The sequence below is a fragment of the Bradyrhizobium sp. USDA 4541 genome, from assembly GCF_024171085.1.
Classification (GTDB): domain Bacteria; phylum Pseudomonadota; class Alphaproteobacteria; order Rhizobiales; family Xanthobacteraceae; genus Bradyrhizobium; species Bradyrhizobium australafricanum.
Window position 1 is genome coordinate 214,831 of record NZ_JALJZF010000001.1, and the last position, 13,782, is coordinate 228,612.

The window sequence follows — 13,782 nt, forward strand, 5'->3', positions numbered from 1 at the left end:
CGGATCACCGCACTGCGTGCGCGGTCTGGTGCGGATCCGTCGGTGCTGCAGCTGCGTCGACCTCGCGCCAGGCTTGCGGCCGGACTTTGTCGCCGGCGGCGAATTTCTGGAACCCCTCGACGACGACCTTGTCGCCGGCCTTCAGGCCGTCAGTCACGAACCAGGAACCACCCTGCAGCGAGCCGGTGCGCACCGGCTGCACCGCGACGTGATTGTCGGCCTTGACGACGAACACCTCGCTGCCGCCGCCGCCATTGCGCTGGATCGCCTGCTGCGGCACGGCAATCGCATCGCTGTCGATGCCCTGCTCGATCAGCACGCGCACATACATGCCCGGCAGCAGGATGCGATGCGGGTTCGGGAACTCGCCGCGCAACGTCACCTGCCCGGTATAGGCGTCGACCTTGGCGTCGGAGAACAGCAGCTTGCCCGGCAGCGGGTAGATCGAGCCGTCGTCGAGCACGAGGCGCACCTTCATCGCGTCGGGCGCGATGCGGTCGAGATCGCCGCTCTCGAAGGCGCGGCGGAGCTGGTTCATCTCGGTCACGGACTGCTGGAAGTCGGCGTAGATCGGATCGAGCTGCTGGATGGTCGCAAGGCTCGCGGCGTCGTTCTGCACGACGAGCGCGCCCTCGCTGACCAGCGCCGCGCCGATGGTGCCGTCGATCGGCGCGCGGATCGTCGCATAATCCAGATTGAGCTTGGCTCGCGCGACTTCGGCCTCGCGACCCTGCACGTCGGCTTCGGCCTGCTTCAGCGTCGCGATCGCCTTTTCGTTCTCGGCTTCCGGCGCCGCGCGCTGGCTGGTCAAGGTGGCGATACGGCGGGCCTGCAGCGCGGCCTGTTCGAGCACGGCCTTGGCGCGCGCCAGCGCCGCCTCGGTCGACTGCAATTCGACTTCGAACGGGCGCGGATCGATCTGGTACAGGGGATCGCCGACCTTCACCTCGCTGCCCTGATGGAACATGCGGTTGACCACGATGCCCGAGACGCGCGGGCGTACCTCGGAAACACGGGTCGGCGCGATGCGGCCCGGCAGCTCGCGCAGCATCGCGCGCGCCTGCGGCTTCACGGTGACGACACTGACGTCCGGCTCGGGTGCTTGCACGGCGGCGGTTGCGGTGTTCGGCTCGTCGCAGCCTGCAAGCAGTGGCGCCGTCACGGCCAGCATCAGAGCAATGCATGCCGATTGCGCGCGAAGTCCAGACATTGAGATAATCGCCCCTGAAAGGTTTGAACAAACGAACGGCGGTGTCACGGCGACACCGCTCGCGTTGCTGCGATGAAAATAAAATCTGCTTGCTGCGACGCAATGCGTTTTTGGGCGGCTCAATGTCACAGAATGCTATCACTCTGATTTCGCGGCATCTTTTGTCTTGTCACCGCATTGTGAGCGGGTTCCATCGCAGGCTGTGGGAATGCATTAAGGTCTGCGTGAGCGGGAACCCCGCCATTTTGCCTGCGCGGAATGCCGCACCTTGCAACATCGAGACAATCGGACCGAATCACCATCGTCGCGTTCGCCTCACCGAATGACGCGTGCAAGCCGACCTCATTTCGCGATCTGCGGGTGGGGTGTGCAGTTCAGCGGATGGTGATGCGCCGAGCGGTCGGAAAGCCGTGCAAAGCGGCAACGGCCCACGAGATTCCAACTCAAGGTCCTGTTTGCTGCCCCTGGAATCGGCTTTCCTCACTCCGCCGCTGTGCCATATTGCTCGCAGATGCGGCCTTCGCGAACGGATGACCCGGCAATGCCTCCTTCCCGCTCCGACATGGAGATCGAATTGAGCAAGCTGTCCTCGCCTCGTATCTTCCTGGTGCGGATGCTGGTGTTCCTGGTGCTCTGCGGCCTGGTCGGGGTCGTGCTGTACAAGCAGATCGTCACCGCCTTCTTTGCCAATCCGGGGCTGAACGCCCTGATCGGGGCGGTGCTGCTGATCGGCATCATCCTGGCGTTCCGCCAGGTGATCCGGCTCTATCCCGAGGTCGCCTGGGTCAACAATTTCCGCATCGCCGATCCCGGCCTTGCGATCGAGCGCCGCCCGACGCTGCTTGCCCCGATGGCCGCGATCCTCGGCGGCGAACGCTCGGGGCGGATGTCGATCTCGCAGCAGACCATGCGACATCTGCTCGATTCGATCGCAACTCGCCTCGATGAAGCCCGCGACATCTCGCGCTACATGACCGGCCTGTTGGTGTTCCTCGGCCTGCTCGGCACCTTCTGGGGCCTGATCGAGACGGTGGGCTCGGTCGGCAAGGTGATCGACGGGCTCAAGGTCGGCGGCGACTCCGGCGCGCTGTTCGATACGCTGAAGGAGGGCCTCGCCGCGCCGCTCGGCGGCATGGGCATCTCGTTCTCGTCCTCGCTGTTCGGCCTCGCCGGCTCGCTGATCCTCGGCTTCCTCGACCTGCAGTCGAGCCAGGCCCAGAACCGCTTCTACACCGACCTCGAGGACTGGCTCGCCGGCACCGTGCGCGGCATTTCCGGCGATGAAGCCGGCGTCTCCGGCGACATGCAGGGCGCGATCGATCGGCTCCGCACCGCGCTCGAGGAAGGCGGCGGCGGCCGCAGCACCACGGCCGCGATGGCCAATCTTGCCGAGGCGATCCAGGGACTGGTTGCGCATATGCGCACCGAGCAGCAGATGATCCGGGAATGGGCCGACGGCCAGGGCGAGCAGAACCGCGAGATCAAGCGGCTGCTCGAACGCCTCGCCCGCCAGCCCGAGAAAAGCTAGCCGGGGAGCAAGCCCAAGGAGACACCCATGGCCCTCGCCCGCTCGCGCCGCAGCGAATCCGGCTTCAACTACTGGCCCGGCTTTGTCGACGCATTGTCGACGCTGGTGCTGTCGATCGTGTTCCTGCTGTCGGTATTCCTCGTCGTGCAGTTCTTCCTGTCGCAGGAGGTCACCGGCAAGGACAAGGCGCTGGAACAGCTCACCGCCAAGATCGCCCAGCTCAACGACCTGCTGTCGCTGGAGAAGCTCTCCAAGCTGACGCTCGACGACCAGGTGGCGCAGCTGCGCGCCGGGCTCGCTTCCGCCGAAGGCGAGCGCGACCGCATGAAGGGACTCTATGAGGGGCTCGCGAGTTCCGGCAGCGACGCGCAGGGCCGCGCCAACGAACTCAACAAGGCGCTGGAGTCCGAGAAGGCCGTATCGTCGCGCGCACTTGCGCAGATCGAGTTGCTGAACCAGCAGATCAGCGCGCTGCGCCGCCAGCTCGCCGCGCTCGAGGAGGCGCTCGACGCCTCCGAGAAACGCGACAAGGAATCGCAGAACCGCATCGCCGATCTCGGCCAGCGCCTCAATGTCGCGCTGGCGCAGCGGGTGCAGGAACTGTCGAAATACCGCTCGGAATTCTTCGGCCGGCTGCGTGCGATCCTCGGCAACCGTCCCGATATCCGCGTCGTCGGCGACCGCTTCGTGTTCCAGTCGGAAGTGTTCTTCGACACCGGCCAGGCGACGCTGCTGCCCGAGGGCAAGACCGAACTCGAAACTGTCGCGAGCGCGCTGATCGATCTCGACAAGCAGATTCCGCCCGAGATCGCCTGGGTGCTGCGCGTCGACGGCCACACCGACGTGCGGCCGATCAACAGCCCGCTGTTCAAGTCCAACTGGGAGCTGTCCTCGGCGCGCGCGATCTCGGTGGTGCAGTACCTGGTCTCGCTCGGCGTGCCGGCGCAGCGCCTGGTCGCCGCCGGCTTTGCCGAATTCCAGCCGCTCGACACCGCGCAGACCGAAGAGGCCTACAAGCGCAACCGCCGCATCGAGCTGAAGCTGACAGAACGCTAGGACGACGGCGCCTGGCCAACCAGTCGTCATTGCCGTGTTTGCGTGAACCCGTGAGGACGGGCACACGGCGCTATCCGTTCGTCGTCCTGGCGAAAGCCAGGACCTATAACCATCCCACTTGATCCTGGACGGGATCGTGGCCCCAGCGTCGCGCAACAATTGAGATTTGGGGTAATGGGTCCTGGCTTTCGCCATGACGACATTGAGTGTGTGGCAAGGTCAGTGAGTCACACGTCCGCATTCTCGCGACATGAATGTCCAAACTTCATGTCGAAAGATCCGCAACACCGGCGAGGCGTCGCCGCGATCGGTGGAGACCGTTCATTACACGGATATTTGCTTCGTCCTGGCGAGGCTTCCGGGAACGCATCAAATGCGGCGGACGTTATGTTGGTATCGCAATCTCGCGGGCTTGGCGGATGTCTCGTCTCCGTCGCGGCTGTGCCTGTCGCTCAAGCCTCACCGCGCCATCTCGGACCAGCACATGTTCAAGACCAAATTTGCCATCGTCGTCGCCGCCGGCCTCATCCTCGCACCGGCCCCGCTTCTCGCGCAGAACACCGGCGGCACCCCGCTGCCGCCGAGGCCTGGCGACCGCGCCGCACCGTCGAACGGCGTCGGCGGCACTGCGCTCCCGACCCAGTCCGGCCAGCGCGTCGCACCGTCTTCGGGCACCGGCGGCGGCAGCGCCGCACCGGCGCTTCCGGGAGGCCCGACGGGCACCACCACCGGCAATGCCGACAATCCGCAGCGGCGATGACGCGAGCGACGCTTGCGCGGGAAGTCCTGCGTGAACAATTGAACGCGCGGCCGATGTGATCGGCGATGGCCTGCGCCGAACGTCCATTCGATCATTGATTGATGAACGCCGCGCTAGGTCGCGCCGGCCGGCTCCGCGGCCGGTTCAACCGGCTCGGCTTCGGCCGTCACGAATTTGAGCCCGTAGGTCTTGCCGCGACGCCAGACCACCTCGCACGGATAGCGCTTGGCATGATCAGCGAGTAGCGTCAGCGCGAGGCGGTCATTCACCTCGAACTCGACCTCGGTGGTGATCTTGGCGCCGCCCGGCGAAATGTCGACCACGGCGCATTCGCTCTCGGTCGCGCCGTTGTCGACCGTGATCCAGGCCGCACGATTGTTGAGCTGGCGCCGCGGCTCGCGACTGACCTTGGTCCGTGCTCCATTGCTCGCCATCGTCGCCGTCCTTGAAGCCATTGGTCATTGAAAGACATTGCACGCCGTGCACGTCGCTCGACGCGCCCGGCACAGAACCGCAACGGCCACAATGCCGGCCCCCCGTAAAGCCTGGCTTAGCGCGATCGCTTGAACTTTACCGGAATCTTGACGGGGCTTTTAGCGAACAGGGATTCTGCAATTCCATCAGCGGGATACCGGCCGCGTCGGCAGCCATCGGCTTGACACGGAGACTGCACTCTTGGTGAAGTGGCGGCCGTGGCCTTGGCCACATCCCTGCAACAAGAGCGCTTCAAGCCGCCTTTTCCGACGGAAACGACCATGCTGATCCCCCTCGCCGACGTGCCGCGCTGGTATGCCGAACGCAAGCCCACGGATGCGATCGCCATCAGTCATGGCGCGGATGCGCTGACCTGGCTCGAGCTCGAGCGCCGCGCCAATGCACGGGCGCGCGCCTTCGCCGCCAAGGGCGTCAAGCCCGGCGACTTCGTCGCGATCGGGCTGCCCAACAGCAACGCGTTCTTCGAGACGACCTTCGCGGTGTGGAAGTGCGGCGCGACGCCGACCTCGCTGTCATGGCGGCTGCCGCGCGGCGAGGCCGCTGCCGTGCTCGAGATTCTGAAACCGTCGCTGGTGGTCGGCGGCGAGGCCGACTGGAATGCGCCGAATTCGCTGCCGGTGAATTTCGTGCCGGACGGATTCTCCGAGGAGCCGCTCGATGCGCCGGTCGCGCGCTACTGGAAGGCGATGACGAGCGGCGGCTCGACCGGGCGGCCGAAGGTGATCCTCGATCACAACCCCGCGGTGATCGAGACCACGGCCGAGGCGACGCTCGGCATTGCGCGCGACACCTCGCTGCTCAATCCGGGGCCACTGTATCACAATGCGCCATTCATCCTCTCGCACTTTGCGCTGTTCGGGGGCGGAAGGGTCACCGGCATGGTGAAGTTCGACGCCGAGGAGACGCTGCGGCTGATCGAGCGCGAGCGCGTGCAATGGGTGAACTTCGTGCCGACCATGATGCACCGGATCTGGGCGCTGCCCGAGGAGGTGCGCAACCGCTACGACGTCTCCAGCCTGAACATCGTGTTTCACATGGCAGCGCCGATGCCGCCCTGGCTGAAGGAGAAATGGATCGAATGGCTCGGCCCCGAGCGGATCTGGGAGCTCTATGGCGGCACCGAGCGGCAGGGCGCCTGCGTGATCTCAGGCACCGAATGGATGGCGCACAAGGGCTCGGTCGGCAAGATCGGCGAGACCGCGAAACTGCGCATCATCGGCGAGGACGGCAACGACGTCGCGCCCGGCGAGACCGGCGAAATCTATTTCCTGCCCAATGACGGCGCCGGCTCGACCTATCACTATCTCGGCGCAACGCCGAAGCGGCGGCCGGATGGCTGGGAGTCGCTCGGCGACATCGGCCGACTCGATGAAGAAGGCTATCTCTATCTCGGCGACCGGCTCGCCGACATGGTTCTGCGCGGCGGCGCCAACATCTATCCGGCCGAGGTCGAGGCCGCGGTCAGCGAGCATCCCGAGGTGCGCTCCTGCGTCGTGGTCGGACTGCCCGATCCGGAATTCGGCCAGCGCGTGCATGCAATCCTCGAGCTCGCCGACAGCGCCGATGCGCAAGCGATCGCCGACGGCATGGGCGATTTCCTGAAGGACCGGCTCAGCCGCTACAAGCATCCGGAAAGTTTCGAGCGCGTCGGCACCGCGCCGCGCGACGATTCCGGAAAGGTTCGCCGCACCATGCTGCGCGACGAGCGCGCCGCGTGGATCAAGGACAACCGCGCCTTCCGCATCATGCCGGCGCGTGCGGCAAAAACCGAATAGGTTCAATTATCTTGCGAGGGGCAGGTCTGCACGCCACATGAGCTGTGCAGGCTGCCCTGCAAGGTATATCATTCCATCTTCCCTGCCGGCAGAACCTCGGTCTACCTTGAGGTTCCAGCGCCCTGCACGCCAGGAGATCCCTTGATGCCCTCCACGACCGAATGGAAAGTGCCCGCGGCCTTTCAGCCTCGCCCCGAAGATTACCGCTACGATCTCGATCGCGCGCTGATGAGTGTGGTCGGGCTGCACTCGATCATTCCGCCGGATGCTTTCAGCGCCGAGACGCTCGGCACCGAGCGCGCCGGCAATGGCGTCCTGATCGACGACGGGCTGGTGCTGACGATCGGCTATCTGATCACTGAAGCCGCCACGGTGTGGCTGCATCTCGGCGACGGCCGCGCGGTCGAGGGCCACGCGCTCGGCTTCGATTTCGAATCCGGCTTCGGCCTGGTGCAGGCGCTCGGCCGGGTCGATCTCGAGCCGCTGCGGATCGGCTCGTCCGCGGCGACGCAGGTCGGCGACAATGTGGTGCTCGGCGGCGCCGGCGGCCGCACGCGCTCGGTCGCAAGCCAGATCGCGGCGAAGCAGGAATTCGCCGGCTACTGGGAGTATCTGCTGGACGAGGCGATCTTCACTTCTCCGTCGCATCCGAACTGGGGCGGCACCGGGCTGATCAACAATGCCGGCGAGCTGATCGGCATCGGCTCGCTGCAGCTCGAACGCGAGCGCTCGGGCCACGCCGAGCATGTCAACATGATCGTGCCGATCGATCTGCTCAATCCGGTGCTGGACGATTTGCGCAAGTTCGGCCGGGTCGACAAGCCGGCGCGGCCGTGGCTCGGCATGTTCACGACCGAGATCGACAACCGCCTCGTGGTGGTCGGCGTCGCCAGCAAGGGACCGGCGGCGCGCGCCGAACTGAAGACCGGCGACGTGATCCTCGCGGTCGACGGCGACAAGGTGACGAGCCAGGCCGGCTTCTACCGCAAGCTCTGGTCGCTCGGCGCGGCCGGCGTCGACGTGCCGCTGACCATCTATCACGAGGGCGTCACCTTCGACGTCACGCTGACCTCGATCGACCGCATAAAGCTGTTGAAGGCGCCGCGGCTTCATTGAGGCAAAGGGAAGAAGCAGCGGCGATGAGCGAGGCGGTGGTTGACGACATCGTGGCCGTGCTGCCGCCGCTGTTGCAGACGCTGGAATCGCTGTCCTTCGTCGCGCGCAACCTCAATCCGCCGGACTTCGATCGCGTGATGCAGATTGCGGGCGAGCCGGAGGAGGCCTTGCAGGCGGTGCGGCCGCGGCTCGCCGACTGGCCGGAGAGATTCGCGCACATCAAGACCGCGCTGGAAGCCGCGATCGAACCGGCGCTCGCCGGCTACGCAGGGCTGCGCGCTGTGCAGAACGGCGAAGGCGATCTGGTCAACGTATTCCGCGCGCTGCGCTATCTGCCGCGGGCGCAGGAGGCGCTCTATCCCTTGACCGAGTTGCCGCCGGTCAGCGGCTTCTTCATCGCGCCCGATCTGCGCGAGGATACCGAGCTGCAGGCGAAGCTCGCGGCCAAGCCCAACGCCGACACCGGAATCTTCCACGAGCGCAACGAGCCGGGCAGCCGCGGCGGCTTCTCGATGTACGTGCCGGAGTATTACACGCCCGACCGCGCCTGGCCGCTGGTGATGGCGCTGCATGGCGGCAGCGGCAATGGCCGCGGCTTCCTGTGGAGCTGGCTGCGCGATGCGCGCAGCCGCGGCGCCATCCTGGTGGCGCCGACCGCGACCGGCCAGACCTGGGCGCTGATGGGCGAGGACACCGACACGCCGAACCTGAACCGCATCATCGACCAGGTGCGCGCGCACTGGACGGTCGACGAGACGCGCACGCTGCTCACCGGCATGAGCGACGGCGGCACCTTCAGCTATGTGAGCGGGCTCGACGGCGCCTCGCGCTTCACGCATCTGGCGCCCGTTGCCGCGACCTTCCATCCGCTGATGGCGGAGATCGCCGACGCGGAACGGCTGCGCGGCTTGCCGATCTTCATCACCCACGGCCGGCTCGACTGGATGTTCCCGGTGCAGACCGCGCGGCAGACCCAAGGCCTGCTGTCGGCCGCCGGCGCGAGGGTGACCTATCGCGAGATCGACGATCTCAGCCACACCTATCCGCGCGAGATCAATGCGGAGATCATGCAGTGGATGAATGGTGAGCGAGCCGACAGCACCTGAGGGATCGTATCCCGTCATTGCGAGCCAAGCGAAGCAATCTATTGTCACCGAGCACGCGGGCAGATGGATTGCTTCGTCGCTGTCGCTCCTCGCAATGACGTTGCGGGGAGAAGATTACCCGTTCACTCGCGGCTTGAGCAGGTCGGAGAAGCCGACCCGGTGCAGCATCTCGTTGCGGACGCGGTCGATCACGCCGAATGCGACTTCGGCGCCGTCCTGCGTCGGATCGATGTGGACGCGGAACGGCCGCTTGCCGAACGTCGTATCGACGACCTTGACGATCGCGTCGGCGACCGACGAGGCGTCGGCATCCTCGGGCACGATCGCCGCGAACGCCTTCATGATCTCCTCGCCGAAGCCGGCATAGGGACCAGCCTCATATTCGGCGACGCGGGCCTCGTCGGCGGGACGGCCGGAATGCGCAAAGTGGTTGGTGCCGCCGGTGAAGGCGCCGGGCACGATGATCGAGGTCTCGATGCCCCAGCGCGTAAGCTCCCGGGCATAGATCACGGCCATCGCATCCATGCCGGCCTTGGCCGCGAAATACGGCGCGAGATAGGGCGGCGTGTGCCGCCGGCCGAAGAGCTGCTCGACACCCAGACCACGAGTCCCCTGCCCTGTTTGCGCAGTTGCGGCAGCGCCGCGCGATTGACGCGCTGTGTCGACAGCACGTTGACGTCGTAGAGCTCGGCAAGCTGCTCGGGCGTGAACGCCTCCGCCGGGCCGAACACCATGTGGCCGGCATTGTGCATCACGACGTCGAGGCGGCCTTCCTCGGCGACGATCTGCGCAATCGCCGCATCGACCGACGCCTGCGAGCCGACATCGAGCTCGAGCGCGCGCAGGTCGACCTTGTTGTCGCGCGCGAACTCCTCGATATCGGCGACCGCGGAGGCGTTGCGGCCGGTGGTGTGGCGCATCGAGGCATAGACGGTGTGGCCGGCCCTGGCGAGCGCGTTGGCGGTGAGGCGGCCGAAGCCGCTCGAAGCGCCGGTGATGACGATGACCTGTTTCATGACACGTATCCTTGTGAAGTCGGTTGAATGCGAGTTGGGTTGGAGATGTGCGGGCGTCAGACCAGGCCGCCATTGGCGCGGAGCGCCTGGCCGTTGATCCAGGAGCCGTCGGGGCCGGCGAGGAACGACACGACATTGGCGATGTCATCGGGCGTGCCGAGCCGCTCCAGCGGCACCATCTTGGCGAAGCGGTCGATCAATTCGTCCGACTTGCCGTGCAGGAACAGGTCGGTCGCGGTCGGCCCGGGCGCGACCGCATTCACCGTGATGCCGCGGCCGCGCAACTCCTTGGACAGGATCGCCGTCAACGACTCGATCGCGGCCTTGGTCGCGACATAGATGCCGTAGGTCTCGAGCTTGGTGCCGACGACGCTGGTTGAGAAGTTGACGATGCGTCCGCCGTTGCGCAGGCGGCGCGCCGCCTCGCGCATGGTGTTGAAGCTGCCCTTCAAATTGACCGCGACCTGCTGGTCGAACGCGGCATCGTCGCTGTCGGCGATCTTGCCGAGCTTCATGATGCCGGCATTGTTGACCAGCACGTCGACGCCGCCGAAGGCGGCTTCCGCCGCGTCGAACATGCCGCGCACCGCGTGGGCATCGCTGACATCGGCCTTCGCGGTCAGTGCCCGGCCGCCGGCGGCCTCGATCCTGTCGGCCACCGCCTGGGCGGACTTGGCGTCGCCGGAGTAGTTGACGACGACGGTGAAGCCGTCCTTGGCGAGGCGTTCGGCCACCGCCGCGCCGATCCCGCGCGAGGCACCCGTCACCAGAGCTACCTTGTTGGTTTGGTTGGTCATTTTCAGTCTCCCATCAGGTTGTGCGGCCGCGCCGCGTTCGTTGGGAGGACACTATGTCTTGGCACCTGCCGGATAATCGTACATGATCCGACATCACTATTCGTTAATACCGGATAATAGATGGACCGTTTCGACGCGATGCGCGTGTTCACCCGGGTGGTCGAGCGGCGCAGCTTTTCGCTCGCCGCCGAGGATCTGGGGCTGCCGCGCTCGACGGTGACGGACGCGGTGAAGGGGCTGGAGGCGCGGCTCGGCGTGCGGCTGCTCGAGCGCACCACGCGCACGGTCCGCCCGACGCTCGATGGCGAGGCGCACTACCGCCGCTGCCTGTCGCTGATCGCGGACCTCGAAGACGCCGAGGGCGCGTTCGGCGGCGCGCGGCCGAAGGGGCTGCTGCGGCTCGAGGTGCAGGGCACACTGGCGCGGCACTTCCTGCTGCCGAACCTGCCGGGCTTCCTCGCCGAATATCCTGATATCGAGATCAACATGAGCGAGAGCGACCGCTGGGTCGATCTGATCCGCGAAGGCGTCGACTGCGTGCTGCGCTTCGGCAAGCTGCCCGACAGCGACATGATCGCGCGGCAGGTCACGATGCTGGAGCGGCTGACTTGCGCGACGCCGGATTACCTTGCGCGTTTCGGCACACCGGTCGACCCGTTCGCACTCGATGGCCATCGCATGATCGGCATCCGCTCGCTGACGACCGGACGCCTGCGGCCGATCGAGTTCGTGATCGACGGCGCGCTGAAGCAGTTTCCGCTGCCGGCGCCGATGTCGGTGACCGGCCCCGAGAGTTACCTGGCGAGCGCCAAACTCGGCCTCGGCCTCGTGCAGGTGCCGCGCTTCCACGCCGAAGCCGATCTGACAAACGGCACGCTGATCCCGGTGCTGCAGCAATGCCCGCCGCCATCGGTGCCGGTAAACCTGCTCTATCCGCGCAACCGCCAGCTCTCGCCGCGCGTGCGCGTGTTCATCGATTACGTGATGCGGGCGTTCGCGCGCAGTTGATCGATCGCCGGAACCACAGCGAGCCCGGCGACGTTATGCTTCCGACACCGGAGGGATTGAGCGATGCGGACCTTTTTCGGCATGATTTTGGGCGCGCTGCTGCTGATATGCGGCGTCTACGTCTACGATTCCATGCGGACATCGAGCGTCGCCAATGGCGAGGTGGCGCAGGACACGCGCACCATCGTCAATTGGGACGTCGCAGCGCATGACTGGAACCTGCTGAAGACGCGCACCCGCGAGCAGTGGGACAAGATCGCGGCGAAGTAACGATTGTTTTCAAGCCGACACAAAAGCAAATGGCCTCTCGCCGGAGAGGCCATTTTCGTTGCAGGAAGCGCGATCAATTCTGCTCGGTCTTGCGACCCATATTGGCCTTGCGGGCGTCGGCGATCACCTGCTCGAACTGATCCATGCTGAGCACGCCTGGTACGCGGTACTTGCCGACGATGAATGACGGCGTGCCGTTGAAGCCGAACGCCAGCGCCTGCTCGTTGTTGCGGGAAAGGATCGCATCGATCGCCTTGGCGTTGGCGTCGTGATCCTTCTTCAGGCGGTCCATGTCGAGGCCGGCGCCCGAGAGCAATTCGGCGATGCGCGGCTCGGTGATGCGCGAATTGACCGAGATCATCGCCTCATGCGCGACGTCGAACTTGTTCTGGTACTTCGCCGCCAGCGCCATCCGCGCCGCGACCTTGGAGACCGGTCCGAGGATCGGCCAATCCTTCAGCACGAGGCGGACCTTGCCGTCGTCCTGCACCACCTGGCGCAGCTCCGGCGCGAGCTTGCGGCAATAGGGGCAGTTGTAGTCGAACCATTCGACGATGGTGATGTCGCCCTTGGGGTTGCCGATGTCAGGAATATCCGGATCGCGCAGCACCTGCTCCTCGGTCAGGACATTGTCGTCCTCGGCGCGTGCGGCGCCCGCGGCCATGAGCGCGATGCCGGCACCGAACAGGCCGAGCGCGCCGCGGCGGGTGGCACCGGCGTTGATCAGGGGCGATTTCGTCATTTGGTTCATGGCTGGCTTTCGCAAGAGCTCTGCGCCCTTCTTCGTTCAGGACACATTGATGTTACGCAGCAGCATATAGATCGCCACCACGATAATCACAGTCGCAAACACGATATTAAGCGCGCCGCGCCGTTCCGACAGGTGGCGGGCGCTGCTTGTGCCGAGCAGGCCGCCCGCGATGCCGCCGGCGACGAATAGCCCCGCCAGGCCCCACGACACCAGCCCGGACCACGCATAGCTCAGGGCCGTGGTCATGCCGAACGCGGTGACGGCCACCAGCGAGGAACTGACCGCGTTCATGATCGGCATCCCGGTCGCCAGCATCAGCGCCGGCACGATCAGGAAGCCGCCGCCGATGCCGAAGAAGCCGGACATGGTTCCGGTGGCAAGTCCGAGGCCGATGATCGCGGGCATGTTGGACATCGAGATCTTGACGTCGGTCAGCCCGACCCGCGCGCGGTTCTTCAGCATCAGGCCCGCGATGACCAGCATCACCAGCGAGAACAGCGCGAGCAGCTTCTGCCCCTCCAGCATCTTGCCGAGGATGGAGCCGCCGAATGCGCCCAGCATGCCCGACAGCGCGAACACCAGCGCGCAGGACCAGATCACGGTGCCGCCGCGGGCGTGGTTGGAGAGATTGACCGCGGCGTTGGCGGCGACCGCGATCGCCGAGGTGCCGATCGCGACATGCGGCTCCGGCACGCCGACCACGTAGACCATCAACGGCACGGCAAGGATCGAGCCGCCGCCGCCGACCAGGCCCAGCGAAAAACCGACCAGCATGCCCGATGCCAGCCCAAGCACGCTTTGAGTTGCGGAGAAGACCAAGGGGAACAGACTCGCGTTTGAGCCGGCGACCCTAGAAGGATTTGCTGCTCAACGCCATACCAATAGCACAAAACT

General features: G+C 65.8%; 13 protein-coding genes and 1 pseudogene. 8 read left to right on the plus strand and 6 right to left on the minus strand.

From position 1 onward, the window contains the following. Positions 1 to 4: 4 nt before the first annotated feature. On the minus strand, positions 5 to 1,210 hold the full coding sequence (locus J2R80_RS01015; RefSeq protein ID WP_141341973.1) for an efflux RND transporter periplasmic adaptor subunit: 1,206 nt from the start codon (positions 1,208 to 1,210) through the stop codon (positions 5 to 7). A gap of 541 nt (positions 1,211 to 1,751) precedes the next feature. On the opposite strand from J2R80_RS01015, the gene J2R80_RS01020 reads away from it, so the two are divergent. From J2R80_RS01020 to J2R80_RS01030, 3 genes are all read left to right on the plus strand, one after another. Beyond that, positions 1,752 to 2,738 (plus strand): hypothetical protein, encoded by a 987-nt coding sequence (locus J2R80_RS01020; protein ID WP_057016194.1) that lies wholly within the window; start codon positions 1,752 to 1,754, stop codon positions 2,736 to 2,738. Between the two features lie 27 nt (positions 2,739 to 2,765). After that, entirely contained in the window at positions 2,766 to 3,794 is a 1,029-nt protein-coding gene (locus J2R80_RS01025; RefSeq protein ID WP_057016193.1) for a peptidoglycan -binding protein, read from the plus strand. A gap of 484 nt (positions 3,795 to 4,278) precedes the next feature. Next, complete coding sequence (locus tag J2R80_RS01030; protein ID WP_141341976.1) at positions 4,279 to 4,554, plus strand: hypothetical protein; 276 nt, start codon at positions 4,279 to 4,281, stop codon at positions 4,552 to 4,554. A gap of 113 nt (positions 4,555 to 4,667) precedes the next feature. Here the strand turns inward: J2R80_RS01030 and J2R80_RS01035 are convergent, their stop codons facing one another. Continuing rightward, positions 4,668 to 4,988 carry a PilZ domain-containing protein gene (locus tag J2R80_RS01035; protein ID WP_076825009.1) on the minus strand — a complete coding sequence of 107 codons (321 nt, stop codon included), beginning with the start codon at positions 4,986 to 4,988 and terminating at the stop codon, positions 4,668 to 4,670. A gap of 321 nt (positions 4,989 to 5,309) precedes the next feature. Here J2R80_RS01035 and J2R80_RS01040 point away from each other — a divergent pair, with 321 nt between their 5' ends. The 3 genes from J2R80_RS01040 (at position 5,310) to J2R80_RS01050 (ending at position 9,046) form a co-directional block, all read left to right on the plus strand. Continuing rightward, a complete protein-coding gene (locus J2R80_RS01040; RefSeq protein ID WP_076825041.1) occupies positions 5,310 to 6,824 on the plus strand; it encodes an AMP-binding protein in 1,515 nt (504 codons plus the stop codon). Between the two features lie 144 nt (positions 6,825 to 6,968). Continuing rightward, positions 6,969 to 7,940, plus strand: coding sequence for a S1C family serine protease (locus J2R80_RS01045; protein WP_057016190.1), 972 nt, complete (start codon positions 6,969 to 6,971; stop codon positions 7,938 to 7,940). 23 nt (positions 7,941 to 7,963) lie between these two features. Next, on the plus strand, positions 7,964 to 9,046 hold the full coding sequence (locus J2R80_RS01050; protein WP_076825001.1) for a phospholipase: 1,083 nt from the start codon (positions 7,964 to 7,966) through the stop codon (positions 9,044 to 9,046). 114 nt (positions 9,047 to 9,160) lie between these two features. Here J2R80_RS01050 and J2R80_RS01055 read toward each other — a convergent pair. Together J2R80_RS01055 and J2R80_RS01060 are read right to left on the minus strand one after the other, a co-directional pair. Next, positions 9,161 to 10,062, minus strand: a pseudogene (locus tag J2R80_RS01055) (SDR family oxidoreductase). A gap of 56 nt (positions 10,063 to 10,118) precedes the next feature. Beyond that, positions 10,119 to 10,859 (minus strand): SDR family oxidoreductase, encoded by a 741-nt coding sequence (locus J2R80_RS01060; RefSeq protein ID WP_076824999.1) that lies wholly within the window; start codon positions 10,857 to 10,859, stop codon positions 10,119 to 10,121. A gap of 120 nt (positions 10,860 to 10,979) precedes the next feature. Between J2R80_RS01060 and J2R80_RS01065 the strand changes: the two genes are divergently transcribed. Together J2R80_RS01065 and J2R80_RS01070 are read left to right on the plus strand one after the other, a co-directional pair. After that, positions 10,980 to 11,867, plus strand: coding sequence for a LysR family transcriptional regulator (locus J2R80_RS01065; protein ID WP_076824997.1), 888 nt, complete (start codon positions 10,980 to 10,982; stop codon positions 11,865 to 11,867). Between the two features lie 63 nt (positions 11,868 to 11,930). Then, positions 11,931 to 12,137, plus strand: coding sequence for a hypothetical protein (locus tag J2R80_RS01070; RefSeq protein ID WP_016841536.1), 207 nt, complete (start codon positions 11,931 to 11,933; stop codon positions 12,135 to 12,137). Between the two features lie 73 nt (positions 12,138 to 12,210). Here the strand turns inward: J2R80_RS01070 and J2R80_RS01075 are convergent, their stop codons facing one another. Next, on the minus strand, positions 12,211 to 12,888 hold the full coding sequence (locus J2R80_RS01075; RefSeq protein WP_194295311.1) for a DsbA family protein: 678 nt from the start codon (positions 12,886 to 12,888) through the stop codon (positions 12,211 to 12,213). A gap of 36 nt (positions 12,889 to 12,924) precedes the next feature. Continuing rightward, the gene (locus J2R80_RS01080; protein WP_051003131.1) at positions 12,925 to 13,662 is read right to left on the minus strand and encodes a sulfite exporter TauE/SafE family protein; all 738 of its coding nucleotides are present in this window, start codon (positions 13,660 to 13,662) and stop codon (positions 12,925 to 12,927) included. Positions 13,663 to 13,782: the final 120 nt, after the last annotated feature.